The sequence below is a fragment of the Roseomonas acroporae genome, assembly GCF_023223525.1.
Classification (GTDB): Bacteria; Pseudomonadota; Alphaproteobacteria; order Acetobacterales; family Acetobacteraceae; genus Roseomonas_E; species Roseomonas_E acroporae.
This window is the reverse complement of record NZ_JALPRX010000006.1, coordinates 163,289-189,131: the sequence shown is the minus strand read 5'-3', so window position 1 is coordinate 189,131 and position 25,843 is coordinate 163,289. Positions and strand designations below refer to the sequence as shown.

The 25,843-nt window shown below is 72.6% G+C and carries 15 protein-coding genes; 5 read left to right on the top strand and 10 right to left on the bottom strand.

Annotation, left to right across the window (positions count from 1 at the left end):
* Positions 1-63 precede the first annotated feature (63 nt).
* From rpsG to rplK, 8 genes are all read right to left on the bottom strand, one after another.
* Positions 64-540: a 30S ribosomal protein S7 gene (gene rpsG / locus M0638_RS01910; protein WP_248665251.1), complete on the bottom strand. Its 477-nt coding sequence runs from the start codon at positions 538-540 to the stop codon at positions 64-66.
* 12 nt (positions 541-552) lie between these two features.
* On the bottom strand, positions 553-924 hold the full coding sequence (gene rpsL, locus M0638_RS01905; RefSeq protein ID WP_248665250.1) for a 30S ribosomal protein S12: 372 nt from the start codon (positions 922-924) through the stop codon (positions 553-555).
* A 603-nt stretch (positions 925-1,527) separates the two neighbouring features.
* Complete coding sequence (rpoC, locus tag M0638_RS01900; RefSeq protein WP_248665249.1) at positions 1,528-5,736, bottom strand: DNA-directed RNA polymerase subunit beta'; 4,209 nt, start codon at positions 5,734-5,736, stop codon at positions 1,528-1,530.
* Between the two features lie 127 nt (positions 5,737-5,863).
* On the bottom strand, positions 5,864-10,063 hold the full coding sequence (rpoB, locus tag M0638_RS01895) for a DNA-directed RNA polymerase subunit beta (RefSeq protein WP_248665248.1): 4,200 nt from the start codon (positions 10,061-10,063) through the stop codon (positions 5,864-5,866).
* Between the two features lie 223 nt (positions 10,064-10,286).
* Positions 10,287-10,670 carry a 50S ribosomal protein L7/L12 gene (gene rplL, locus M0638_RS01890; protein ID WP_248665247.1) on the bottom strand — a complete coding sequence of 128 codons (384 nt, stop codon included), beginning with the start codon at positions 10,668-10,670 and terminating at the stop codon, positions 10,287-10,289.
* 184 nt (positions 10,671-10,854) lie between these two features.
* Positions 10,855-11,379, bottom strand: coding sequence for a 50S ribosomal protein L10 (rplJ, locus tag M0638_RS01885; protein ID WP_248665246.1), 525 nt, complete (start codon positions 11,377-11,379; stop codon positions 10,855-10,857).
* 419 nt (positions 11,380-11,798) lie between these two features.
* Positions 11,799-12,500: a 50S ribosomal protein L1 gene (gene rplA / locus M0638_RS01880; protein ID WP_248665245.1), complete on the bottom strand. Its 702-nt coding sequence runs from the start codon at positions 12,498-12,500 to the stop codon at positions 11,799-11,801.
* Positions 12,501-12,503: 3 nt separating this feature from the next.
* On the bottom strand, positions 12,504-12,938 hold the full coding sequence (gene rplK, locus M0638_RS01875; protein ID WP_248665244.1) for a 50S ribosomal protein L11: 435 nt from the start codon (positions 12,936-12,938) through the stop codon (positions 12,504-12,506).
* 343 nt (positions 12,939-13,281) lie between these two features.
* Between rplK and M0638_RS01870 the strand changes: the two genes are divergently transcribed.
* From M0638_RS01870 to oxlT, 5 genes are all read left to right on the top strand, one after another.
* Complete coding sequence (locus M0638_RS01870; RefSeq protein ID WP_248665243.1) at positions 13,282-13,908, top strand: MarR family winged helix-turn-helix transcriptional regulator; 627 nt, start codon at positions 13,282-13,284, stop codon at positions 13,906-13,908.
* Positions 13,905-16,229, top strand: coding sequence for an FUSC family protein (locus tag M0638_RS01865; protein WP_248665242.1), 2,325 nt, complete (start codon positions 13,905-13,907; stop codon positions 16,227-16,229). Before M0638_RS01870 ends, M0638_RS01865 begins: the two co-directional genes overlap by 4 nt.
* Positions 16,226-16,435, top strand: a complete 210-nt coding sequence (locus tag M0638_RS01860) for a DUF1656 domain-containing protein (RefSeq protein WP_248665241.1) — start codon at positions 16,226-16,228, stop codon at positions 16,433-16,435. Before M0638_RS01865 ends, M0638_RS01860 begins: the two co-directional genes overlap by 4 nt.
* Positions 16,432-17,493: an efflux RND transporter periplasmic adaptor subunit gene (locus tag M0638_RS01855; protein WP_248665240.1), complete on the top strand. Its 1,062-nt coding sequence runs from the start codon at positions 16,432-16,434 to the stop codon at positions 17,491-17,493. The genes M0638_RS01860 and M0638_RS01855 overlap by 4 nt, the downstream gene beginning before the upstream one ends.
* Positions 17,494-17,610: 117 nt before the next feature.
* Positions 17,611-18,876 carry an oxalate/formate MFS antiporter gene (gene oxlT, locus M0638_RS01850; RefSeq protein ID WP_248665239.1) on the top strand — a complete coding sequence of 422 codons (1,266 nt, stop codon included), beginning with the start codon at positions 17,611-17,613 and terminating at the stop codon, positions 18,874-18,876.
* Positions 18,877-18,961: 85 nt separating this feature from the next.
* On the opposite strand, the gene M0638_RS28690 is transcribed toward oxlT, so the two are convergent.
* Both M0638_RS28690 and M0638_RS01835 read right to left on the bottom strand, forming a co-directional pair.
* The gene (locus tag M0638_RS28690) at positions 18,962-21,880 is read right to left on the bottom strand and encodes an AsmA family protein (protein ID WP_282571777.1); all 2,919 of its coding nucleotides are present in this window, start codon (positions 21,878-21,880) and stop codon (positions 18,962-18,964) included.
* Between the two features lie 141 nt (positions 21,881-22,021).
* Positions 22,022-25,672, bottom strand: coding sequence for a hydantoinase B/oxoprolinase family protein (locus M0638_RS01835; protein WP_248665238.1), 3,651 nt, complete (start codon positions 25,670-25,672; stop codon positions 22,022-22,024).
* Positions 25,673-25,843: the final 171 nt, after the last annotated feature.

Sequence of the window (25,843 nt, the reverse complement as noted above, 5' to 3'; positions counted from 1 at the left end):
GTGCGGCTTGTTCCGCTCGAACTTCGCTTTCGCCATTGCCTTGTTTCCCTGATCGGGCCGGTCTTACCAGCGGTAATGACTGAAGGCCTTGTTGGCCTCGGCCATCCGGTGAGTGTCTTCACGCTTCTTCACGGCGGCGCCGCGGTTGTTGGCGGCATCCAGGAGCTCGGACGAGAGCCGCTCCTCCATGGTGTGCTCGCCACGCTTGCGCGCGCTGTCGATCAGCCAGCGGATCGCCAGCGCCTGGCGCCGCTCCGGCCGAACCTCGACCGGCACCTGGTAGGTCGCGCCGCCGACGCGGCGGGAGCGGACCTCGACGGCCGGCTTGGTGTTGTCCATCGCCTCGTGGAAGACGCGCAGCGGGTCGGCATCGCGGCCGGCACGACGCTTCAGCGTCTCCATGGCGGCGTAGACGATCCCCTCGGCCACGCTCTTCTTACCGTCGTACATCAGCACGTTCATGAAACGGCTGAGAACGACGTCGCCGAACTTCGGATCCGGCAGAACCTCGCGCTTCTCGGCGCGGTGACGACGCGACATCGCGGCCTCTCCTTACTTCGGGCGCTTCGCGCCGTAGAGCGAACGACGCTGACGACGCTTGGCGATGCCCTGCGTGTCGAGCACGCCGCGCAGGATGTGATAGCGCACGCCCGGAAGGTCCTTCACGCGGCCACCGCGGATCAGCACCACCGAGTGCTCCTGCAGGTTGTGGCCCTCGCCCGGGATGTAGCTCACCACCTCGTAGCCGTTCGTCAGGCGCACCTTGGCAACCTTGCGGAGGGCCGAGTTCGGCTTCTTCGGCGTCGTCGTGTAGACGCGCGTGCAGACGCCGCGCTTCTGGGGGCAGCCCTGAAGTGCCGGCACCTTGTTCCGGCTCGGATTGGGCTCACGCCCCTTGGCGATGAGCTGGTTGATGGTCGGCATGACGCCCCTTCAGAATCTCGTCACTCGGTTCGCGCCACCGCGGCCGGGCTTCCCGACAAGGCATTGCGCCCGCCGGAAGCGCGCGAAAGCGCGCCCCTAGCGGGCACTGACCCCGCCTTCGGCCTCAGCCGCCCGGAACGTGCCGGGGGCGGCGCCGATGGCGCAGCGTTGTGAACCAAAACCCCGCAGGCCGCGCATCGCTGCGTTCGGCCTTGCCAAGGGCGCGGAACCTACGCGCCACCCCCCAAGGAGTCAAGCGCGTCGGAATTGTGGAAATAGCAGCGATGCAGCATGGGAAAGGCTGGGGTCGAAGAAAGGAACTTCTCCTCTCCCCGGCCATGCGGATGAGCGCGTCGTTCCGGGCCCGGCGGCCCCGGGAAGGGATCTGCCCTTCCCGGCCCCATCCCGGCAGGAGGGCGAGGCCCTCCTGCACCTCTGTTCGGTCAGATCCGGCGTGTTTCCACAGCCGGGCTGTCCTTCCGATACGGGGGGCCAAGGGGGCCGCGTTCCCCCATGGCCGTTGGGAGGCAGGGGTGGGTAACACCCTCCCCTGCCGAGCCCGGAGCGGAGCCCCGGCCCCCCATAGTATAAGGAGTCTTCCTCCTACTCCGCCGCCTGCTGCCCGCCGGGCTGCGGCAGCGCCGGCTGCATCTGGCCCAGCCGGCCCTTGTCGCGCTGGCTGGCCAGCGCCTGCAGGCGGTTCATCACCGAGCCCGTGCCCGCCGGGATCAGCCGCCCGACGATCACGTTCTCCTTCAGGCCCGCCAGGCTGTCGACCTTGCCGGCCGTCGCCGCCTCGGTCAGCACGCGGGTCGTCTCCTGGAACGACGCGGCGCTGATGAAGCTGGTGGTCTGCAGGCTCGCCTTGGTGATGCCCTGGAGCACCGGCTCGGCCCGGGCGGGCCGCTCCTTCACGGCGAGGCGCTTCTCGTTCTCGATCTCGAACTCGATGCGCTCCACCTGCTCGCCGACCAGGAAGGTCGTGTCGCCGGGCTCGAGGATCTCGACCTTCTGCAGCATCTGGCGAACGATCACCTCGATGTGCTTGTCGTTGATCTTCACGCCCTGGAGTCGATAGACGTCCTGGATCTCGTTGACGAGGTAGTTCGCCAGCGCCTCCACGCCCAGCACGCGCAGGATGTCATGCGGCACGCGCGGGCCATCGACCAGCGGGTCGCCGGCCTTCACGTAGTCGCCTTCCTGCACCGAGACGTGCTTGCCCTTCGGCACCAGGTACTCGCGCGGCACCGGCTGCTCGTCGCCGACCTGCTCCGGCACCACCAGGATGCGGCGCTTGGCCTTGTAGTCCTTGCCGAATTCCACGCGGCCATCGACGTCGCTGATGATCGCGTGATCCTTCGGCCGGCGCGCCTCGAACAGCTCGGCCACGCGCGGCAGACCGCCGGTGATGTCGCGGGTCTTGGAGCTCTCGCGCGGGATGCGCGCCAGCACGTCGCCCGCCGCCACCCGGGCGCCGTTCTCGACCGAGAGGATCGAATCCGGCGCCAGGAAGTACCGGCCCTCCGCCCCGTTGGCGAGTCGCACGATGCCGCCGGCATCGTCCTTCAGCACCAGGCGCGGCCGCAGGTCGGCACCCTTCGCCCCCTGCTTGTAGTCCACCACCACCTTGGAGGAGAGGCCGGTGACCTCGTCGGTCCGCTCCACCAGGGTGATGCCCTCGATCAGGTCGGCATACTCCACCGAGCCGTCGCGCTCGGTGATGATCGGCAGGGTGAACGGGTCCCACTCGGCCAGCTTCTGGCCGCGCGAGACCTGCGCGCCCTCGTCGGTCAGCAGCCGCGCGCCGTAGGGCACGCGGAAGCGCGCGCGCTCGCGGCCGGCGGCGTCGGTCAGCACGATCTCGCAGTTGCGGCTCATCACCACCGGCGCGCCGGCGCTGTTGGCGACGACGTTGCGGTTGTTGACCTTCACCGTGCCGTCGGTGCTGGCCTCCACCGCCGACTGCTCGGCGCCGCGCTGCGCCGCACCACCGATGTGGAAGGTGCGCATCGTCAGCTGCGTGCCGGGCTCGCCGATCGACTGCGCCGCGATCACGCCGACGGCCTCGCCGCGGTTGACCGTGGTGCCGCGCGCGAGGTCACGGCCGTAGCAGTAGCCGCAGACGCCGGAACGCGAATCGCAGGTCAGCACCGAGCGGATGTAGACGTCCTCGACACCCGCCTTCTCGATCCTCTCGGCCAGGGCCTCGTCGATCAGCGTGTTGCGGCCGACGATCACCTCGTTGGTCGCCGGGTCGAGCACGTCGCGCTGCGCCGTGCGGCCGAGGATCCGCTCGGAAAGCGAGGAGACCACCTCGCCGCCATCCATCACGGCGCGCACGGTGATGCCGCGCTCCGTGCCGCAATCCTCGTCCACGATGATGCAGTCCTGCGCCACGTCGACGAGACGACGCGTCAGGTAGCCCGAGTTCGCCGTCTTCAGCGCGGTGTCCGCGAGGCCCTTGCGGGCGCCGTGGGTCGAGTTGAAGTACTCGAGGACCGAGAGCCCTTCCTTGAAGTTGGCGATGATCGGCTGCTCGATGATCTCGCCCGAGGGCTTGGCCATCAGGCCGCGCATGCCGGCGAGCTGGCGCATCTGCGCCGGCGAGCCGCGCGCGCCGGAATGCGACATCATCCAGACGCTGTTGGTCGGCCGGCCGATCTCCTGGCGGGAGATCTCCTTCATCATCGCCGCCGCCACCTCGTCGGTGCAGCGCGACCAGGCGTCGACCACCTTGTTGTAGCGCTCGCCCGCCGTGATCAGGCCGTCGAGGTACTGCTGCTCGAACTCCTTCACCTCGGCCTTGGTGGTGGCGATCAGCCTCTCCTTCTCCGGCGGGATGACCATGTCGTCCTTGCCGAAGGAGATGCCGGCGCGCGCCGCGTTGCGGAAGCCGAGGCCCATCAGCCGGTCGGCGAAGATCACGCTCTCCTTCTGGCCGCAGTGGCGGTACACCGCGTCGATCACGTCGGAGATCGTCTTCTTCGTCAGCTGGCGGTTGACCAGCGAGAAGGGCACGCTGGGATGGATCGGGAGCAGCTGGCCCATCATCATCCGGCCCGGCGTGGTCACGACCGTCAGCTTCACCTGCCTGCCGCTCGCGTCGAAGCCGGGCACGCGGGTCATGATCGCCGTGTGCAGCGTCAGCTCGCGGGCCGCGAGCGCGTGCTCCACCTCGCCCAGGTTGCCGAAGCGGCGGGCGTGGTGCAGCCGGTACTCGGGATCGTCGAGCTTCTTCTTCTCGACCACGAACTCCGGCGATTCGAGGCTCAGGTAGTAGAGCCCGAGCACGATGTCCTGGCTCGGCACGATGATCGGCTTGCCGTTGGCCGGGCTGAGGATGTTGTTGGTCGACATCATCAGCACGCGCGCCTCCAGCTGGGCCTCGAGGCTCAGCGGGACGTGCACGGCCATCTGGTCGCCGTCGAAGTCGGCGTTGAAGGCGGTGCAGACCAGCGGGTGCAGCTGGATCGCCTTGCCCTCGACCAGCACCGGCTCGAAGGCCTGGATGCCGAGGCGGTGCAGCGTCGGCGCCCGGTTCAGCATCACCGGGTGCTCGCGGATCACCTCCTCAAGGATGTCCCACACCTCGGGACGCTCCTTCTCCACCATCCGCTTCGCGGCCTTGATGGTGGTGGCGTGGCCGTACTTCTCGAGCTTGCTGTAGATGAAGGGCTTGAACAGCTCGAGCGCCATCTTCTTCGGCAGACCGCACTGGTGCAGCTTCATCTCGGGACCGACGACGATCACCGAGCGGCCGGAGTAGTCGACGCGCTTGCCGAGCAGGTTCTGGCGGAACCGGCCCTGCTTGCCCTTCAGCATGTCGGAGAGCGACTTCAGCGGGCGCTTGTTGGCGCCCGTGATCGCACGCCCGCGGCGGCCGTTGTCGAACAGCGCATCCACCGATTCCTGCAGCATGCGCTTCTCGTTGCGCACGATGATGTCGGGAGCGCGCAGCTCGATCAGCCGCTTCAGGCGGTTGTTGCGGTTGATGACGCGGCGGTAGAGGTCGTTCAGGTCCGAGGTCGCGAAGCGGCCGCCGTCCAGCGGCACCAGCGGGCGTAGCTCGGGCGGGATCACCGGCACCACGTCGAGGATCATCCACTCGGGGCGGGCGCCGCCCTCGGCGAAGGCCTCGATCAGCTTCAGGCGCTTGACCAGCTTCTTGCGCTTGGCCTCGGAGGTCGTCTCCTTCAGCTCGGCACGCAGGCGCGGCGCCTCCTTCGGCAGGTCGAGGCCGACCAGCATCTGCTTGACCGCCTCGGCGCCGATGCCGACGGTGAAGCTGTCCTCGCCGAACTCGTCGAGCTTGTTCTGGTACTGGTCCTCGGTCAGCAGCTGGTGCAGCTTGAGGTCCGTCGTGCCGGGCTCCAGCACCACGTAGCTCTCGAAGTAGAGGACCTTCTCAAGCTCCTTCAGCGACATGTCGACCATCAGGCCGACGCGGCTGGGCAGCGACTTCATGAACCAGATGTGCGCGACCGGCGAGGCGAGCTCGATATGGCCCATGCGCTCGCGGCGCACCTTGGCCAGGGTCACCTCGACGCCGCACTTCTCGCAGATGATGCCGCGGAACTTCATCCGCTTGTACTTGCCGCACAGGCACTCGTAGTCCTTGATCGGGCCGAAGATGCGGGCGCAGAACAGCCCGTCCCGCTCCGGCTTGAAGGTGCGGTAGTTGATCGTCTCGGGCTTCTTGATCTCGCCGTAGGACCAGGACCGGATCTGCTCCGGCGAGGCGATCGAGATCTTGATCTGGTCGAAGCTCAGGGCCTGCCCGGTCTGGCCCAGGATCTTCATCAGCTCGTTCATGCGGCCGTCCTCTTTGTCCAGCCCGCCGCGCCAGTGGCCCCGGGCGGCGGGGCCGGCACGGCATCGAGAAATGGTGCGCCGAGCGGCGCGGGAACACCCCCGGAAACGTTCCGGGGGCGCGCCGTGGTCAGTTGTTGCGGCTCTCGAGGTCCACGTTCAGGCCGAGCGACTTCAGCTCCTTGACCAGCACGTTGAAGCTCTCGGGGATGCCGGCCTCGAAGGTGTCCTGCTCGCGCACGATCGCCTCGTAGACCTTGGTGCGGCCGGACACGTCGTCCGACTTCACCGTCAGCATCTCCTGCAGCGTGTAGGCGGCGCCGTAGGCCTCGAGCGCCCAGACCTCCATCTCGCCGAAGCGCTGGCCGCCGAACTGCGCCTTGCCGCCCAGCGGCTGCTGGGTGACCAGCGAGTAAGGGCCGATCGAGCGGGCGTGGATCTTGTCGTCCACGAGGTGGTGCAGCTTGAGCATGTAGATGTAGCCCACCGTCACCTTGCGCTCGAAGGGCTCGCCCGTGCGACCGTCGGTCAGCGTCACCTGCCCGGACTCGCTGAGGCCGGCGCGCTTGAGCATCGCCTCGATGTCCGAGATGCGGGCGCCGTCGAAGACCGGCGTCGCGATCGGGATGCCCTTCTGCAGGTTGCCGCACAGCTCGATGAGCTGGTCGTCGCTCATCGGCGCGATCTCGCGCTCGAACACCTCCGGCCCGTACACCTCGCGCAGGCGGACGTTCAGCTCCTCGCGCATCGCGCCGCCGCGGCGGTACTCCTCCACCAGCTCGCCGATCTGCCGGCCGATGTTGGCGCAGGCCCAGCCCAGGTGCGTCTCCAGGATCTGGCCGATGTTCATGCGCGAGGGCACGCCCAGCGGGTTCAGCACCAGGTCGACCGAGGTCCCGTCCTCCAGGAACGGCATGTCCTCGATCGGCACGACGCGGGAGACGACGCCCTTGTTGCCGTGGCGGCCGGCCATCTTGTCGCCGGGCTGGAGCTTGCGCTTCACCGCGACGAACACCTTGACCATCTTCATCACGCCGGGCGGCAGCTCGTCGCCGCGCTGGAGCTTCTCGACCTTCGACTCGAAGCGGCGCTGCAACCGCTCCACGGCCGCGTCGAATTCGCGCTTCAGCGCCTCGATCTCGGCCATCGCCGCGTCGTCCTGCACGCCGATCTGGCGCCAGGTCGCCTTGGCGAACTGGTCCAGCACCTCGTCGGTGATCTCGGTGCCGGACTTCACGCCGCGGAAGCCGCCGGAGGCCTTGCGGCCGAGCAGCCGCTCGCGCAGGCGCGAGTGGAAGCTGCGCTCCTGGATCGCCTTCTCGTCGTCGCGGTCCTTGGCGAGCCGCTCGATCTCGGCGCGCTCGATCGCCATGGCGCGCTCGTCCTTGTCCACGCCGCGGCGGGAGAAGACGCGCACGTCGACGATCGTGCCCGCGACGCCCGGCGGCAGGCGCAGCGAGGTGTCGCGCACGTCCGACGCCTTCTCGCCGAAGATGGCGCGGAGCAGCTTCTCCTCCGGCGTCATCGGGCTCTCGCCCTTCGGCGTCACCTTGCCGACCAGGATGTCACCCGGGTTCACCTCGGCGCCGATGTAGACGATGCCCGCCTCGTCGAGGTTGCGCAGCGCCTCCTCGCCGACGTTCGGGATGTCGCGGGTGATCTCCTCCTGGCCCAGCTTGGTGTCGCGGGCCATGACCTCGAACTCCTCGATGTGGATCGAGGTGAAGACGTCGTCGCGCGCGATGCGCTCGCTGATGAGGATGGAGTCCTCGAAGTTGTAGCCGTTCCACGGCATGAAGGCGCAGAGCACGTTGCGCCCCAGCGCCAGCTCGCCGAGCTCCGTGGAGGGCCCGTCGGCGATGATGTCGCCGGGCCGCACGTAGTCGCCCACCTTCACCAGCGGGCGCTGGTTGATGCAGGTGGACTGGTTGGAGCGCTGGAACTTGCGCAGCCGGTAGATGTCGACGCCGCGGGTCTGCTCGCCATCCTCGCCGGAGGCGCGCACGACGATGCGCGCGCCGTCGATCTGGTCGACGATGCCCGGCCGGCGCGCCACGATCGAGGCGCCGGAGTCGCGCGCGACGGCGGCCTCCATGCCGGTGCCGACCAGCGGCGCGTCGGCGCGGATCAGCGGCACCGCCTGGCGCTGCATGTTCGAGCCCATCAGCGCGCGGTTGGCGTCGTCGTTCTCCAGGAACGGGATCAGCGCCGCCGCCACCGAGACGAGCTGCTTCGGCGAGACGTCGATCGCCGTCACCTCCTCGGGCTTGACCAGGCGGAAGTCGCCGCCCTGGCGCACCGAGACGAGGTCGGAGGTGAACTCGCCGGTCTCCTCGTTCACCGCGGCGTCCGCCTGGGCGACGACCAGCTTCTCCTCCTCCATGGCGGAGAGGTAGCGCGGCTCGCCGACGATCTTGCCCTCCTTCACCAGGCGGTACGGCGTCTCGATGAAGCCGTACTTGTTCACCTTGGCGAAGGTGGCGAGGGAGTTGATCAGGCCGATGTTCGGGCCTTCCGGCGTCTCGATCGGGCAGATGCGGCCATAATGCGTCGGGTGCACGTCGCGCACCTCGAAGCCGGCGCGCTCGCGCGTCAGGCCACCCGGGCCGAGCGCGGACAGGCGTCGCTTGTGCGTCACCTCGCTCAGCGGGTTGGTCTGGTCCATGAACTGGGACAGCTGCGAGGAGCCGAAGAACTCCCGCACCGCCGCCGCCGCCGGCTTGGCGTTGATCAGGTCGTGCGGCATCACGGTGTCGATGTCGACCGACCCCATGCGCTCCTTGATCGCGCGCTCCATGCGCAGCAGGCCGACGCGGTACTGGTTCTCCATCAGCTCGCCGACCGAGCGCACCCGGCGGTTGCCGAGGTTGTCGATGTCGTCGATCTGGCCCTTGCCGTCCTTCAGCTCCAGCAGGGTGCGGACCGTGGCGAGGATGTCCTCCTTGCGCAGCGTGCGCTGCGTGTCGGGCACCTTGTCCAGGCCGAAGCCCAGGCGCATGTTCATCTTCACGCGGCCGACGGCCGAGAGGTCGTAGCGCTCGGGGTCGAAGAACAGGCCGCGGAACAGGGTCTCGGCGGTCTCCGGCGTCGGCGGCTCGCCCGGGCGCATCACCCGGTAGATGTCCATCAGCGCCTCGTCGCGGTTGTTGTTCTTGTCGACCGCGAGGGTGTTGCGCATCCAGGGCCCGACCGTCTGGTCGATCGCCAGCGTCGGCAGCTCGTCGATGCCGGCCTGCTCGATCTGGCCGAGCTTCGCCTCGGTCAGCTCCTCGCCGGCCTCGGCCCAGATCTCGCCGGTGTTGTAGTCCACCATGTCCACGGCCACGAAGCGGCCGAGCAGGTCGGCGCGGCCGACCAGCACCTCGGTGGTGCCGCCCTCGGCGATCTTGCGCGCGGCGCGCGGGGTCAGCTTGGTGTCCTTCTCGGCCACCACCTGCCCGGTCTTGGCGTCCACCAGGCTCTCCAGCAGCTTCACGCCGCGGAAGGCATCCGGCTCGAAGGGGCGCGACCAGCCCTTGTCGGTGCGGTGGAACACCACCTGCCCGTAGAAGGTGGCGAGGATCTCCTCGGCGTCCATGCCGCGGATCTCGCCCGGCTCCAGCCCCTGCTCGCCGCGCTCGGCGCGCAGCGCCGCGGTGCGGGCGGAATCGAGGGCGTAGAGCAGCGTCGTGGTCGGCAGCTTGCGCTTGCGGTCGATGCGGACGTAGCAGATGTCCTTGGCGTCGAACTCGAAGTCGAGCCAGGAGCCGCGGTAGGGGATGACGCGCGCCGCGAACAGGTACTTGCCCGAGGAATGGGTCTTGCCCTTGTCGTGGTCGAAGAACACGCCCGGGGAGCGGTGCATCTGGGAGACGATGACGCGCTCGGTGCCGTTGATGATGAAGGTGCCGTTGTCCGTCATGAGCGGCATGTCGCCCATGTAGACGTCCTGCTCCTTGATGTCGCGGACGGAACGGCTGCCCGTATCCTCGTCCACGTCCCAGACGATCAGGCGCAGCCGCACCTTGAGCGGCGCCGCGAAGGTCAGGCCGCGCTGGATGCACTCCTCGACGTCGTACTTCGGCTCCTCGAGCTCGTACTGGACGAATTCCAGACGGCCGCGGCCCGCGAAGTCGTCGATCGGGAAGACGGAGCGGAACACCTCCTGCAGCCCGGTCTGGGTGCGGCTGTCCGGTCCCACCTCCATCTGCAGGAACGCCTCGTAGGACGCGCGCTGCACATCGATCAGGTTCGGCATGGGCGCCACCTCGGGCAGCCTGCCGAAGCTCTTGCGGATGCGCTTGCGACCCGTGAAGCTGTTGCCGCCGAACGACTTCGTGATAGCGTTCATGCCTGTTCTGCTTCCCTCTCTCCCGGCCACCTAGTCCCCGGCCGGCGAGGAGCCCGCTGCTGCTTCGCGCCCGGCGCGGCGACGATCCGCCACGCTGGACGCCGGCCCGCACGACACGGGCCTCTTGAACGCAGGCGCGGGCGGGGACCCAAGGGGGTCCCCGCCCGGCCAATTCGGTGAAGGAAGGCCGCCCCGGCAGCGGACGCGCGGGGCAGCCTCCGGATCACTTGATCTCGACAGTCGCGCCGTTCTCTTCCAGCACCTTCTTGATCTTGGCGGCCTCGTCCTTCGAGACGCCTTCCTTGACGGTCTTGGGGGCGCCCTCGACCAGGTCCTTGGCCTCCTTCAGGCCGAGGCCGGTGATGGTGCGGACCTCCTTGATCACGTTGATCTTCTTGTCGCCCGACTTGGCGAGGATGACGGTGAACTCCGTCTGCTCCTCGGCGGCGGGGGCGGCGGCACCACCACCGGCGGCCGGCGCGGCGGCGACCGCCACCGGCGCGGCGGCGGAGACGCCCCACTTCTCCTCGAGCATCTTGGAGAGCTCGGCGGCCTCCAGGACGGTCAGGCTGGAAAGCTCGTCGACCAGCTTCGCGAGATCGGCCATTTTCGTGTGCTCCTGATCTAATGGTTCGGCTTGGTTTTTGCAACACCACGGGTCCGCGGCCGGGAAACCCGGTGCCTGCGGTCCCGTTAACGTCTGCCCTCACGTCTGCGCGACGGCTGGCCTACGGGCCGGCCCCGGGGACGGGTCCCAGGGGGGTTTGCCCGAGGCCATCGCCGCGCGACCCTCAGGCGGCCTCCGCCTCGTCCTTCTTGGCATACGCCGCCAGAACGCGGGCAAGCTGCCCGCCGGGTGCCTGCAGCACGCCGGCGATGCGGGTGGCCGGGGTCTGGATGAGACCCACGAGCCGCGCCCGCAGCTCCTCCAGCGAAGGCAGCTCGGACAGCGCCTTGACCCCGTTGGGGTCGAGCACCTGGTTGCCGAGCGCCCCGCCGAGGATGACGAACTTGTCGTTCTTCCTGGCGAACTCCACGGCGGTCTTCGCCACGGCCACCGGATCCTTCGACCACGCGAGCGCGGTCGGACCCTTCAGCAGCGGCGAGATGCCCTGGAAGCGGGTGCCGTCGAGGGCGAGGGTGGCCAGGCGGTTCTTCGCGACCTTGTAGCTCGCGCCCGCCGCCCGCATCTGGCGCCGCAGATCCGTCGAATCGGCAACCGTGAGGCCCTGATACTTGGCCACGACCACCATCGAGGTATCGGCGAACACCGAGGCGAGGGAGGCGACGAAGGCGCGCTTCTCCGAACGGTCCACGTCCCGTCTCCTTCGGTGACCGGCGCCTTGTGGAGGGGTGCCGGCCGGGTTCACACGGGGGCCCGGCCCGCCCGGCCCCTCCGTCATCGGAGGAATCCGGACGCCCCGAACCCCGGTTCGCCTGTCTGAGCCGGATCACCAAGCCAAACCATTCCGGGAGCGGCGCCGCGCGCCGTCCCGGTTCGGAGTCTCTCGGCACCCCGTCTAGCGCGAGCGGGACCATGCCCATCAAGGCCCGTGCGGGCCGCTCGCGCTCTCGGACAGGTTTCGGGAGCCGGCCGGACCAACCGTCCGACCCCCTGCCCGCCGGCCACGCCACCCCGTCCCTGGGGACGCTGGGGCGCGCCGGCGTATCTCTCGGGCCAGGGCCAGCGGCCCCGGCCTGCACGCCACCCCGGCCGGACGGCCGGGGCGGAAGCTCAGGCGCCGGCCGAAAGGCTGGCGACGTCCACCTTCAGGCCCGGCCCCATGGAGGAGCTGACCGCCACCTTCTTCACGTAGGTGCCCTTGGCGCCGGTCGGCTTGGCGCGCTGGATCGCCTCCACGAAGGCGCGGGCGTTCTCGAGCAGCTTGCCGTCGTCGAAGCTCGCCTTGCCGATGCCGGCATGCACGATGCCCGCCTTCTCGGCGCGGAACTCGACCTGGCCGGCCTTGGCCGCCGTCACGGCGCCCTTGACGTCCATGGTCACGGTGCCGAGGCGCGGGTTCGGCATCAGGCCGCGCGGGCCGAGGATCTTACCCAGCCGGCCCACCAGCGCCATCATGTCCGGCGTCGCGATGCAGCGGTCGAACTCGATCTTGCCTTCCTGCACCGCGGCGGCGAGGTCGTCGGCACCCACCACGTCGGCCCCGGCGGCCAGCGCCTCCTCGGCCTTCGGGCCGCGGGCGAAGACGCCGACGCGCACCGTCTTGCCGGTGCCGTTCGGCAGGCCGACCACGCCGCGCACCATCTGGTCGGCGTGGCGCGGGTCGATGCCGAGGTTCATCGAGATCTCGATCGTCTCGTCGAACTTGGCCGTGGCGTTCGCCTTGACCGTGCGGATCGCCTCGTCGAGCGCGTAGTTCCGCTCGACGTCGACGGCCTTGTAGATGGCGCGCAGCCGCTTGCCCTGCTTGGCCATGGATCAGCCCTCCACCACGGTCATGCCCATCGAGCGGGCCGAGCCGGCCAGCATGCGCACCGCGCCCTCGACGTCGTTGGCGTTCATGTCCTTCATCTTCGTCGCGGCGATCTCGCGCAGCTGCGAGGTCGTGACGCGGCCGACCGAGCCGCCCTTGCCCGGCGTCTGGCTGCCCTTGTCGAGCTTGGCGGCCTTCAGCAGGAAATAGGTGTTGGGCGGGGTCTTGGTGACGAAGCTGTAGGTGCGGTCGGAGTAGGCGGTGATCACCACCGGAGTCGGGGTGCCCGGCTCCATGCCCTGGGTGGCCGCGTTGAACTCCTTCACGAAGCCCATGATGTTCAGGCCGCGCTGACCCAGGGCCGGGCCCACCGGCGGGGCCGGGTTGGCCTTGCCGGCCGGGATCTGCAGCTTGATGTAGCCGACGATCTTCTTCGCCATCTCAGTCCTCTGCGCTTTCAGAGGCCCGCGGTGCCGACGAGGCGCCCCGGCCGGGGCCCGGAGCCCCACCGACGCGCCTCTCCCGCGTTCCTGCAACGCCGCGAGGCCCGGCGACCGATCGCGGTGACCGGGCCGGGCCTTCGGGGCCGCGCGGTCTAGCACCCCCGCCCCGGCCGGGTCCAGCGCTTTTCCGCGACCCTGCCCGCCGCCGCACGCCGGGCTCCCCGTGCCTCCCGCAGGCCGCCGGGGCCACCGAGGCCGGTCGGCCGCCATCCGCCCGACGCATGGCGGAAATCCGCGCCCTGTATTCGCCGGCGGATCGGTAGCAAGCTACCTATCGACCATGCCCCGCCGCCCGCCCACCCTCCAGGAACGCTTCAGCCGCCAGACGCTGGTCGCGCTGCGGCTGTGGCGACGCGCGGCGGACGAGGCGTTCGCCCGCCTCGGCCTCTCCGACGCCACCGCCTGGCCGCTGCTGCACCTCGCGCGGCTCGGCGACGGCGTCCGCCACGGCACCCTCGCCACGGCGCTCGCCATCGAGGGCCCCTCGCTGGTACGGCTGCTCGACCAGCTCGCCGCCGCCGGCCTCGTCGAGCGCCGCGACGACCCGGCCGACCGGCGCGCCCGCCTCATCCACCTCACCGAGCGCGGCCGCGCGGTCGCCGAAGAGGCGGAGACGGTCGCCACCGCGCTGCGCGCCCGGCTCCTCGCCGGCACCGACCCCGCCGACCTGGAGGCCAGCCTGCGCATCATGAGCGCGATCCAGCACAGCATCCAGGGCGAGGCCCCGCCCTCCACACCGGGCGGCGCCCTGCCCCCCGCGCCGGGCGGCGCCCTGCCCCCCGCGCCGGGCGGCGCCGCGCCCCGGGCCGGATTCCACGATCCCGGGCCGGCCCCCGCAGCCGCGCCCGACGCAGCCCATGGCGCGCCCCTCGGCGCGGCCCCTCGGGCGCCGGAGCAGCACCGATGAGCAACCCGTTCGCCGCGATCGGCCGCAAGGAGTGGCTGTTCTCGCTGCGCACCTTCGCCGCCGGCCTCCTGGCCCTCTACATCGCCTTCTCGCTGAACCTGCCGCGCCCCTACTGGGCCTTCGGCACGGTCTACATCGTCACCCAGCTCTCCTCCGGCGCGCTGCGCGCCAAGGCGATGTGGCGCTTCACCGGCACGCTGGTGGGCGGCGCCTTCGCCATCGCCGCGGTCACCGCCCTGGTCGACGCGCCGCCCCTGCTGGTGCTGGCCATCGCGCTCTGGGTGCCGGCCTGCCTCACCCTCTCGCTGCTCGACCCGACGCCGCGTTCCTACGCCTTCATGCTGGCCGGCTACACCGCCGCCTTCATCGCCTTCCCCGGCGTCGACAGCCCCGGCACCATCTTCGACACGGCGCTGGCCCGCGTCATCGAGATCGGCCTCGGCATCGCCTGCGCCTATCTCGTGCACGGCGTGCTGTTCCCCCGCCCGAGCATCCCCGCCATGCTGGCGCAGATGCGCACCTGGCTGGGCCAGCTCGCCCGCTTCGGCGCCGAGGCGCTGCGCGGTCCCATCGCCTACGAGCGCTTCGCCGCCGAGCGCCGGCGGATCGCCCGCGACGGCGCCGCCCTCGACGTGATGTTCCACCAGGCCCGCTACGAGCACGGGGCGATGCGCGCCGCGCTGCGCTGGCTGCCCCTGCTGCGCGGCGATGCGCGGCAGGTCCCCACCCTGATCTCCGCCATCGCCGACCGCGTCGGCGCGCTGCGCGAGGCGGACCCGGCGGCGCACGCCGCGCTGGCGCCGCTGCTGCGGGAGGTGGGCGACTGGATGCTGGCCGTCTCGCGCCCCGGCGTCGCCGATCCCGGCCGTGCCGAGGCCGCCGCCGAGAGCGGCGCCGCGCTGCGCGCCCGGCTGCGCGTGGAGGAGGAGCGGGGCGCCGCGACCGGCGGCTGGGCCGGGCTGCTGCGCGAGGGGCTCAGCGCCCGCGTGATCGAGCTGGTCGACACCTGGCTGCGCTGCCTCGGCCATGCCCACCCGATCTCGGCCGCCGCCATGCGCGGCGAGCGGCCGCCGGAGGCGCCCCTGTCGGCCCTGGGCACCGGCCTGCGCCCGCCCGGCCATACCGACGCGCTGCTGGTCGGGCTGTCCGGCCTCGCCTCCTTCCTGGCCATCGTCGGCATCAGCGCCTTCTGGATCCTGGCCGCCTGGCCGGCCGGCGGCGGCGCCGCGATGATCGCCGCCGTCGGCACCTGCTTCTTCGCCCAGCTCGACGACCCGGCGCCGGCCATCAGCAAGTTCCTCACCGGCACCACCATCGCCGTGGCGATCGCCTGGATCTACATGTTCGCCGTGCTGCCCTCGGTCGACGGCTTCGCGCTGCTGGCCCTGGCGCTCGGCCTCGTCTACCTGCCGCTCGGCGCCATGCAGGCCGTGCCCTCGCTGATGGGCGTCGCCATGCCCATCGCCGTCACTGCGCCCACCGTGATGAGCCTGCAGGAGACCTACGCGGCCGACGCCGCCGGCCTGCTCGACGGCGGCATCGCCACCATCATCGGCCTCGCCGGGGCGCTGCTGGCGACGCGGCTGGTGCGCTCGATCGGGATCCGCTGGCGCATCCGCCGCCTCGCCGCCGCCGACCGGCGCGACCTCGCGCGGCTCGCCCGGCGGCGCCGGCTGGTGGATCTGCGCCCGCTGGCCGACGCCATGTTCGACCGCTTCGAGGCGATCGCGTCGCGGCTCGGCCCGGTCGATCCGGCCAGCGTCGGCCTCGTCGAGCTCGGCCCGCTGCGCGCCGCCTACAACGTGCTGCGCCTGCGCGCCGCGCTGGAGCGGCTCGGCCCGCCCCTCGCCGCGCGGCTGGAGGACGCGATCGACGCCATCGCCGAGCATGCGCGCGGCCGTGCCGACGACGCGGCCACGCTGGCGCGGCTCGACGAGGCCCTGCGCGAGGCGCTGGCGGCCGATGCCGCCGGCACCGGCCCCGCTGCCGGCGCGCCCAGTGGAGCAACCGGTGGGGCAGCCGGTGGCGCTCCCGCCGCCGTGGCCGCCGCCATCGGCCCCTCGTCGCCCGCCGCCGCAGGCGGCCCGGCATCGTCCGCCGCAGGCGGCCCGGCATCATCCGCCGCAGGCGGCCCGGCATCGCCCGCCGCAGGCGGCACTGCATCGCCCGCCACGGGCGGCCCCGTATCGCTCGCTGCCGCCGGCGGCCGGCCTGCCCGGGCCGCCGCCCTCGCCCTCTCCGGCACCCGCATGGCGCTGTTCCCGGCCGCGCCGCCGCCCGAGGGCCTCATCACCGGGCCGGGTTGGAGGGCGGCGGCATGATCGCCGAGATCGACATCTACGGCATCTTCGTCCCGGCGCTGCTGGTCTGGTCGGTGATCGCGCTGGCCGTCTCGGCGCTGCTGCGCCGGCTGCTCGACCGGATCGGCCTCTACCGCCTGGTCTGGCACCGGGCGCTGTTCGACTTCGCCCTGTTCGTCATCGTTCTCGGCGGCGTGTACGCCGCCGCCGGCAGGATCCCGTCATGACCACCCTCCTCGCGCGGCTCGGCCGCATCCTCTTCACCCTGGTCTTCGTCGCCCTCGCCGGCTTCGTCGGCTGGAACCTCTGGGACTACTACATGCTCGCCCCCTGGACGCGGGACGGCCGCGTCAGCGCCGAGGTGGTGGGCGTCGCCCCCGACGTGTCGGGCATCGTCACCGAGGTGCTGGTGCGCGACAACCAGACGGTGCAGCGCGGCCAGCCGCTGTTCCGCATCGACCGCGACCGCTTCGCCCTGGCGCTGCAGCAGGCCGAGGCGGTGGTCGCCGGCCGGCAGGCGGCGCATGACCGCGCCCAGCGCGACCTGGTGCGCTACCGCGCGCTGGACCAGACCGCCGTCTCCGTGCAGCGGCAGGAGCAGGCGATCTCGGACGCCGCCGTCGCCGCCGCCGCGCTGCAGCAGGCCGTGGCCGACCGCGAGGTGGCGCGGCTGAACCTGCAGCGCTCGGAGGTGGTGGCCTCGGTCAACGGCACCATCAGCAACCTCGCGCTGCGCCCCGGCGACTACGTGCCGGCCGGGCGCGCGGTGCTGGCGCTGGTCGATGCCGACAGCTTCCACGTCTCCGGCTACTTCGAGGAGACCAAGCTGCCGCGCATCCACCCCGGCGCCCCCGCCACGATCCGGCTGATGGGCGAGACGGCGCTGATCCGTGGCCATGTCGAGAGCATCGCCGGCGGCATCGTCGACCGCGAGCGCGGCGAGGGCACCAACCTGCTGGCCAACGTCAACCCCACCTTCAACTGGGTTCGCCTCGCGCAGCGCATCCCGGTGCGCATCGCGCTGGACGAGGTGCCGCCGGGCATCCGGCTGGTGGCCGGACGCACCGCGACGGTGACGGTGACGGACGCGGCGCCGGCCGGGGCGGCCCCGCATGGCGCGGCCCCGGGAACGGCCCCCGGAACGGTGCCGGGAGCCGTCCCGGGCACATCCCAGCACCCGCCCGCCGCCAACCGGCAGGGCGCCGCCGCCACGCCCACCCAGGGCATGGCCGGCGCCGCGGCGCAGCAGGGCGCGAACGGCCCGGGACGCCGGGCGCACCGCTGAGCGGCGTGCCGGCCGTCCAGGAGGCCCGCCGGCGGGCCTCCCGGACGGCCGGCACGCCGCTTGCTGCCCGGTGACGCGGCGGCCACCCGTTCCGGCCGCGTCACCGGGAGTCACCGCATGAATTCCGCCTACGCCGCCCGGCCCGGGCTGCCGGCCGCCTTCACGGCGCGCACGCGCTGGATCCAGCTCCTGCTCGGGCTGGTCTGCATGATGGCGATCTCCTCGCCACAATACGTCTGGACGCTGTTCACCCGCCCCTGGGGTGCCGAGCTCGGCGCCTCGCCGGCGGCGGTGCAGGTGACCTTCTCCCTGCTGATCGTGCTCCAGACCTTCTTCTCGCCGGCGCAGGGCTGGCTGATCGACCGCTTCGGGCCGCGCGTGCTGATCACCGCCGGCGTAGTGCTGACCGGGCTGAGCTGGATGATCAGCTCGACCGTCACCACGCTGCTGGGCCTCTACCTCGCCTACGGCGTGCTGGGCGGGCTCGGCACCGGCATCGTCTATGTCGGCGTGGTCGGGCTGATGGTGCGCTGGTTCCCGGACCGGCGCGGCCTCGCGGCCGGCGTGGTGGCGGCGGGCTACGGCATGGGCGCGATCCTGACCACCTTCCCGATCGCCGCCACCATCGCCGCCAGCGGCTTCCGCCACGCGCTGATGGTGTTCGGCATCGTGCTCGGCGTGGTCGGCGTGATCGCGGCGCTCGGGCTGCGCCAGCCGCCGCCGGGCGGCACGCACCTGGTGCGCCCGGTGCCCACGGTGCGCGACACGCCGCCGGGCGCCATGCTGCGCACGCCGCTGTTCTGGCTGATGTTCGCGATGATGGCGATGATGTCCACCTCGGGGCTGATGGTCACCTCGCAGATGGCGAATTTCGCCGCCGACTACGGCCTCGGCAACGCCACCGTGCTCGGCCTCGCGGCGGTGCCGCTGGCGCTGACCGTGGACCGGCTGACCAACGGTCTGACGCGGCCCTTCTTCGGCTGGGTGTCGGACCGGATCGGGCGCGAGAACACCATGTTCATCGCCTTCGGCCTGGAGGGTCTGGCCATGCTGCTCTGGACGCAGCTGCTGCACGACCCGGTGGCCTTCGTGGTGCTCTCGGGCATCGTGTTCTTCGGCTGGGGCGAGATCTTCTCGCTCTTCCCCTCCACCCTGACCGACACCTTCGGCACCGGCCACGCCACCACCAATTACGGCTTCCTCTACATGGCCCAGGGCATCGGCTCGATCCTGGGCGGGCCGATGGCGTCGCTGCTGCACGACTGGACCGCGAGCTGGGTCTCCGTGTTCGGCGTGGCGATCGCGGCCGACCTGCTGACCGCGCTGCTCGCCATCGCCGTGCTGAAGCCGATGCGCCGGCAGTGGATGGCGGCGCGCGCCTGACTCCGGTCCGCACGGGTCCCGGCCCGTGCGGGCCGGCGCGAAACCGGCGTCGGCCGGCGCGGGTCGACGCCGGCGCGGAGCGGTGTCAGCCCCGCTCCGCCCGCCAGCGCGCCCAGGCCGAGATCTCCGGGATCCGCCGTGGCCCCGCCGCCGGGCCGGTGACGCGCAGTCCCAGGTCGGGGGCCGGGTCGGGCGGCGGCGACCCCTCGCCCCCTTCCCCCCCGCCGGGCCGCGCCGCGATCCGCAGGTCGAGCGCGCCGCGTCCGAGGTCGATCGTGCCGGACGCCGTCGCCGCCACCCCGCCCTCGCCCGTCAGCCGCGCCTCGGCCAGGGTGGCGCGACCATCCGCCAGCCGCGCCAGCAGATCGAGCGTGGCATAGGCTGTCTCGCCCTCGGTCAGGGCGCGCCGCAGCGCCGCCTCGGCCGCCGGCTGCTGCGGCAGCGCCGAGGCGGCGGCCGCCGCGCGCAGGTCCATCCCCGTCAGCACCCCGTCACGCGCCGAGAGGCGCAGCTCGCCGCCGAGCGTCGCCAGCAGCGCCGCCGTGCCGTGCCCCTCCGCCGCGGCCCGCAGCGTCACGTCGGCACGGCCGCCGGCGAGGTCGAGCGGCAGCCCGAACAGCGGTGCTGGCAGCGTCGCCCCCTCCAGCCGCCCGTCCAGCGCGAGGCGCGGCCGCGCCGCCGTGCCGTCGATCTGCAGCGATCCCTGCAACGCGCCGCCGCCGAGCTGGCCGCGCAGGTTGTCGAGCCGCAGCACGCCGCCCGCGAGGCGCAGCGACCCGGCCATGCCGGTGAGCGGCGCATCCTCGGCCAGGGCGATCTCGCCCGCCTCCAGCGCCAGCTCGGCGTCGAGCAGCCCGAGCCGGTCCAGGCCGAGCGGCTCGGCCGAGCGCCAGCGCCAGGGCGGCAGCGGCAGGCGTTCCGCCACGACCTTGCCCGTCAGTCGCGGGCGCTCGCCGCCCCAGCCCAGCGCAAGCTGCCCGCGCGCGCGCAGCCCGCCCGCCACCAGATCGAAATTCTCGGTCGCCAGGCCGTTGCTCGTGCCGCTCAGGCTGGCCACGAGCGACAGCGAGCCCTCGCCCAGCCAGCCTGCCACCCCCGGGCCGAGCATCGCCCCCAGCGCCCGGGGCGCGCCGGGATGGCGCAGCGTCAGCCGCCCGCTGCCGCGCCGCCCCGGCAGATCGAGCGTGGCGCCGCCCTCCAGCCGTGCCTCGCCCAGGTCCACCTCGGCCCGGAGCGCCAGCGCCTCCAGCCCGCCCGAGCCGCTGGCGCGCAGCGCCAGCGGCCCCGCCCCGCCTTCGGCGCCGGCATTCACCAGCCATCCCAGCCGCTCCCGCCAGGCGCCCGGCAGCAGCACCGCGAGCGGCGCCACGCTCGGGCCGCCCAGCTCCAGGCTGAGGTCGCTGAAGCGCGGGCTGGCGGCGAGCTGGGCCACGCCGGACAGGGCGAGATCGGCCCCCGCCACCCGCCCGGCCAGGCGGCGCAGGGTCAGCCGCCCGCGCTCCAGCGCCGCGTCCACCGAGGCGCGCTCCATCGTCGTGCCCTGCCAGGAGAGCGCGTCGGCGGCGAGGCGCAGGTTGGCGTCGAAGCCGCCCAGCCCCTGCGCCACCGCGCCCCAGTCCGAGGGCGCGGCCATCCAGGTGTCGAGCGCCAGCCGGTCCAGCGTCAGCCCCAGCCCCAGCGCCGGCCGCTCCCCGAAGCGCAGCACGCCGGCGCCGGAGAGGCGCGCCCCGTCCAGGCTGGCCTGCAGCTCGGCGACCGAGAGCTGGGTCTCCTCCAGCACCAGCCGCATCCGCCCGGTGGCGGCATGCGGCGGCGCCGGCCCGGCGGCCGGCAACGCGACCCCGAGGCCGCCCAGCGTCTCGCGCAGGTCCGGCGCGGTGAAGCGCAGGCCGATCTCCAGCCGCCCGCCGGCGGTGGCGCCGGCCAGTTCCACCTCCGCGTCGCCGGGCAGCAGCGCCGAGACGTCCGAGAGGGTGCGGCGCTCGCCTTCCAGGAAGACCCCGCCGCGCAGCCGGCGCAGCGTGATGCCGCGCAGCGTGGCGGCCTCCACCGACAGGTCGATGCCGGTGGGCGTCGCCGTCGCCGGGGCCTGCCGCAGCGCCCTGACCCAGGCGTCGAGATCGAGCCGCCCCGCGTTCAGCGTCACGTCGAGCCGCGCCGCCGGTGCGACGCGAAGCGTCAGCGCCCCGCGCGCCGGCACGCCGTTGAGGTCGAGCGCCAGCTCGTCGGCGGCCAGCAGGTCGGCGGAGGCGCTCAGCCGGCCGGTGGCGCGGAAGGGCCCGGAAGGGGCCGGCAGCAGCGCGCCGAGATCGCCCCCCGAGGCCTCCAGCCGGCCCTCGTAGCCGCCCTCCGGCAGCAGCGCGCCGCGCGCGGCGGCGGTGGCGCCGGCCGCCGCCACGGTGAGGTCGAGCGGCGCCACCATGTCGTAGCCCGCGCGCCCGAGCGTCGCCATGAAGCGCACGGGCTGATTGCGCCAGCGCAGCTCGCCCTCGGCGTGCAACGCGTCGGCCGGGCCGCCGGTGGAGAGACGCGCCGAGACGCCTTCCAGCGTCGCCGCGCCGATCGCCACCCGTGCCCGCTCCAGCCGCGCGTCGAGGCTGGTGAGCCAGGTGGGCGGGCGGGTCATCAGGTTGGGGCCGGGCGGCCAGGGCAGCCGCAGCTCGGCGCCCACCAGCGCCACCGCGCGCGGCTCCAGCCGCCCGGCCAGCAGGGCCGGCAGGCCGAGGCGCAGGCGCAGCGTCTCGGCGCGCACGAGCACCTCGTCGGCGGCCGCCGGCGTGCCGATCAGCACGCGGTCGGCCTCGATCACCGGCTGCGGCAGCAGCACCAGGTGGACCTTGCCCTGCAATTCGACCGGCAGGCCGAGCCGCTGCGCCGCGAGGTCGGCGAGGCGGTCGCGGTAATGGTCCCAGTCCAGCAGGCGCGGCACGTAGTACAGCGCGCCGCCGAGCAGGAGGCAGGAGGCGACCAGTCCCAGCGAGGCCCAGGCGGCAAGGCGACGCATCAGCGGGGGGTGGCGTCCGGAAGGCGGGGCGTGGCCGCCGGACGGGGAGGGCATAGCCCTCCCCGCTTGGGAGACAAGGTACGGGGAGGGCGTGGCCCTCCCCGGTGGAGGGACGGGGTACGGGGAGGGCGGGACGCGACGCTAGGCACCCGGCACCTTCTCCCAGCCGCCGCCGCCCGGCGTCTCCAGCACGAACACGTCGCCCGGTTGCAGCGTGGCGCGGCCGGAGCCGGCCAGCGCCTCGGTGGTGCCGTCCACCCGCTCCACCCATTGCCGGCCCGGCGCGCCGTCCGCCCCGCCGCGCAGCCCGTGCGGCGGCACGACGCGGCGGGAGGCGACGATCACCGCCTCCATCGGCCGCAGGAAGCGGATGCGCCGGCGCGAGCCGTCGCCGCCATGCCAGCGGCCGGCGCCGCCCGAGCCGCGGCGGATCGAGAATTCCTCCAGCCGCACCGGGTAGCGCAGTTCCAGCGTCTCCGGGTCGGTCATGCGGGTGTTGGTCATGTGGGTCTGCACCGCCGAGGCCCCGTCGAAGCCCGGGCCCGCCCCGACTCCGCCGCAAACCGTCTCGTAGTACTGGTACTGCGCATCCCCGAACAGAAGGTTGTTCATCGTGGCCTGCGCCGAGGCGCAGGCGCCGAGCGCCGCGAGCAGCGCGTTCACCGTCATCTGCGAGACCTCGGTGTTGCCCGCCACCACCGCCGCGCCCGGACGCGGCGAGAGGAAGGTGCCGGCGGGCAGCACGATGTCGAGCGGCCGCAGGCAGCCGTCGTTCAGCGGGATCGCCTCGCCCACCAGGCAGCGGAAGGCGTAGAGCACCACGGCGCGGCAGACGGCGGGCGGCGCGTTGAAATTGTCGGGCCGCTGCGGCCCGGTGCCGGTGAAGTCCACCGTGGCGCGGCGCGCGGCGCGGTCCACCCGCACGGCGACGCGCAGCGGCGTGCCGTCGTCGAGCGACGTCGCGAATTCGCCGTCGGCAAGCCGGTCGAGCACGCGGCGGACGCTCTCCTCGGCGTTGTCCATGACGTGGCGCATGTAGGCCTGCACGGTGGCGAGGCCGAACTCGGCCACCGTGCGTTGCAGCTCCTGCACGCCCTTCTCGTTGGCCGCGACCTGCGCCTTGATGTCGGCCACGTTCACGTCCGGCGAGCGGGCGGGGTAGGTGGCGCCGGCCAGCAGCGCCCGGAACTCCGCCTCCCGGAAGCGGCCCTGCTCGACGAGGAGGAAGTTGTCGATCACCACGCCCTCCTCCTCCAGCGTGCGCGAGCCGGGCGGGGTGGAGCCGGGCGTCAGCCCGCCGACATCGACGTGGTGGCCGCGCGAGCCGACGAAGAACAGGATCTCGCGGCCGGCCTCGTCGAAGACCGGGGTGATGACGGTGATGTCCGGCAGGTGGGTGCCGCCGTTGTAGGGGTTGTTCAGCGCCACCACGTCGCCCGGCCGCAGCGTGCCGCCGCGCAGCCGCAGCACGGTGCGCACGCTCTCGCCCATCGCACCCAGATGCACCGGGATATGCGGCGCGTTGGCGACGAGGTTCCCTTGCGCGTCGAACAAGGCGCAGGAGAAGTCCAGCCGCTCCTTGATGTTCACGCTCTGCGCCGTGTTCTGGAGCACGAGGCCGGTCTGCTCGGCGATGCTCATGAACAGGTTGTTGAACAGCTCCAGCATCACCGGGTCCGGCCGGTCGGCGGTGGCGGCGCGGGCGGCGGGGCGGGCCTCGGTGCGGCGCAGCACCAGGTGGTCGCGTTCGGTCACCTCGGCGGTCCAGCCGGGCTCGACCACGGTGGTGGCGTTGCTCTCGCGGATCAGCGCCGGGCCGGGCAGGCGGTCGCCGGCCAGCAGCGCCGTGCGGTCGTAGACTGGGGCGGCGTGCTCGGCGCCGCCGGTCCAGAGGGTGACGGTGTCGAGCACCGGCACGGCCTCGCCCGCGGGGCGGGGGGCGAGCGGCGCCTCCTCCACCGTCTCGCCGGCCGCCGTCACCTCGGCGACGGCGGCTTCCACGATCACCGGGCGCTCGGGCGTGGCGAAGCCGAAGCGGCGGCGATGCGCCTCGGTGAAGGCGGCCAGCACGTCCGCATGGCTGCCGAAGGGGATGGGCAGCGGCGTGTCGGTGCCGGCATAGCGCAGGTGCAGGCGAAGCGCGGCGCCGATGCGGCCGGCCTCCGCCCCCTGCGCGAGCAGGGATTCGCGGCCGGCGGCGGCGAGGGCGTCCAGCCGCTCCGCCAGCCCCGCCATGGCCTCCGGCGAGAGCGGCGCCTCCACCGCGGCCTCGCGGATCACGGTCTGGTCGGCCAGGCCCATGCCGTAGGCGGAGAGCACGCCGGCGAAGGGATGGACGAACACCGTCTCCATGCCCAGCTCGTCCGCCACCAGGCAGGCGTGCTGGCCGCCGGCGCCGCCGAAGCACTGCAGCGCGTAGCGGGTGGCGTCGTGGCCCTTCTGGATCGAGACCTGCTTGATCGCGTTGGCCATGCTGGCGACGGCGACGCGCAGGAAGCCCTCGGCCACGGCGCGCGGGTCCTGCGCCGGCTGGCCGGTGGCGGCCGCGATCCCGGCGGCCAGCGCCGCGAATTTCTCCCGCACCACGGCGTCGTCGAGCGGCTGGTCGGCGTCGGGGCCGAAGATCGCCGGGAAGTGGCGGGGCTGGATCTTGCCCACCATCACGTTGGCGTCCGTCACCGCGAGCGGCCCGCCGCGCCGGTAGCAGGCGGGGCCGGGATTGGCGCCGGCGCTCTCCGGGCCGGCGCGGAAGCGGGCGCCGTCGAAGCGCAGGATCGAGCCGCCGCCCGCCGCCACGGTGTTGATCGCCATCATCGGCGCGCGCATGCGCACGCCCGCCACCTCGGTCTCGAAGGCGCGCTCGAACTCGCCGGCGTAGAGGGCGACGTCGGTCGAGGTGCCGCCCATGTCGAAGCCGATGATGCGGTCGAAGCCGGCCATGCCGGCGGTGCGCGCCGCGCCGACGATGCCGCCCGCCGGGCCGGAGAGGATCGCGTCCTTGCCCTGGAAGGAGCGCGCCTCGGCCAGCCCGCCCGAGGACTGCATGAAGTAGAGCCGCACGCCGGGCAGGTCGCCCGCCACCTGCTCGACGTAGCGGCGCAGGATGGGCGAGAGATAGGCATCGACCACGGTGGTGTCGCCGCGCGGCACGATGCGCGGCAGCGGGCTCGCCTCGTGGCTCAGCGAGACCTGGGTGAAGCCGACCTCGCGCGCGATCGCGCCCACCCGCGCCTCGTGCCCGGGATGCGCCCAGGCGTGCATCAGCACCACGGCGACGGCGCGGATGCCGTCCGCGTAGGCGGCCTCCAGCGCCGCGCGGGCGCCGGCCTCGTCCAGCGCCTCCAGCTCGGCGCCGTCCGCGGCGACGCGGCCGCCGATCTCGGCCACGCGCTCGTGCAGCAGGTCGGGCAGGCGGATCGCCAGCTCGAACAGGCGCGGCCGCGCCTGGTTGCCGATGCGCGCGAGGTCGGCGAAGCCCTGGTTGACCAGCAGCAGCACGCGCTCGCCCTTGCGCTCCAGCAGCGCGTTGGTGGCGACGGTGGTGCCCATCTTCACCGCGTCGATCGTGCCGGGCGGGATCGGCGCGCCCTCGGCGACGCCCAGGATGCGGCGGATGCCGGCGACGGCGGCGTCGCGGTAGCGCTCGGGGTTCTCGGAGAGCAGCTTGGCGGTGGAGAGGCGCCCCTCTGGGTCGCGCGCCACGATGTCGGTGAAGGTGCCGCCGCGGTCGATCCAGAACTGCCACGCCGCCGCGTTGCCCGCCATCCGCCCGTCGGTCGCCTGATCCGCCATCGTCCGATCCCCGCTCTGCCTGTGATGCCGCCCCACCGGCCGCGCGGCAAGCGCGATCGCGGCGGGCACCGTCGTCGGGCGCTTCATTGACAAATCGACGACAAATCGTCAACGTTTTATCGGAATGGGGAGGCGGATGAATGCGACGCAGCCACGCTGGGGGAACCGCCG

What these genes read in the sequence shown, in the direction of transcription:
- rpsG (WP_248665251.1), bottom strand. Translation starts at nt 540, where the DNA reads ATGTCGCGTCGTCACCGCGCCGAGAAGCGCGAGGTTCTGCCGGATCCG.
- rpsL (WP_248665250.1), bottom strand. Translation starts at nt 924, where the DNA reads ATGCCGACCATCAACCAGCTCATCGCCAAGGGGCGTGAGCCCAATCCG.
- rpoC (WP_248665249.1), bottom strand. Translation starts at nt 5,736, where the DNA reads ATGAACGAGCTGATGAAGATCCTGGGCCAGACCGGGCAGGCCCTGAGC.
- rpoB (WP_248665248.1), bottom strand. Translation starts at nt 10,063, where the DNA reads ATGAACGCTATCACGAAGTCGTTCGGCGGCAACAGCTTCACGGGTCGC.
- rplL (WP_248665247.1), bottom strand. Translation starts at nt 10,670, where the DNA reads ATGGCCGATCTCGCGAAGCTGGTCGACGAGCTTTCCAGCCTGACCGTC.
- rplA (WP_248665245.1), bottom strand. Translation starts at nt 12,500, where the DNA reads ATGGCCAAGCAGGGCAAGCGGCTGCGCGCCATCTACAAGGCCGTCGAC.
- rplK (WP_248665244.1), bottom strand. Translation starts at nt 12,938, where the DNA reads ATGGCGAAGAAGATCGTCGGCTACATCAAGCTGCAGATCCCGGCCGGC.
- M0638_RS01870 (WP_248665243.1), top strand. Translation starts at nt 13,282, where the DNA reads ATGCCCCGCCGCCCGCCCACCCTCCAGGAACGCTTCAGCCGCCAGACG.
- M0638_RS01865 (WP_248665242.1), top strand. Translation starts at nt 13,905, where the DNA reads ATGAGCAACCCGTTCGCCGCGATCGGCCGCAAGGAGTGGCTGTTCTCG.
- M0638_RS01860 (WP_248665241.1), top strand. Translation starts at nt 16,226, where the DNA reads ATGATCGCCGAGATCGACATCTACGGCATCTTCGTCCCGGCGCTGCTG.
- M0638_RS01855 (WP_248665240.1), top strand. Translation starts at nt 16,432, where the DNA reads ATGACCACCCTCCTCGCGCGGCTCGGCCGCATCCTCTTCACCCTGGTC.
- oxlT (WP_248665239.1), top strand. Translation starts at nt 17,611, where the DNA reads ATGAATTCCGCCTACGCCGCCCGGCCCGGGCTGCCGGCCGCCTTCACG.
- M0638_RS28690 (WP_282571777.1), bottom strand. Translation starts at nt 21,880, where the DNA reads ATGCGTCGCCTTGCCGCCTGGGCCTCGCTGGGACTGGTCGCCTCCTGC.
- M0638_RS01835 (WP_248665238.1), bottom strand. Translation starts at nt 25,672, where the DNA reads ATGGCGGATCAGGCGACCGACGGGCGGATGGCGGGCAACGCGGCGGCG.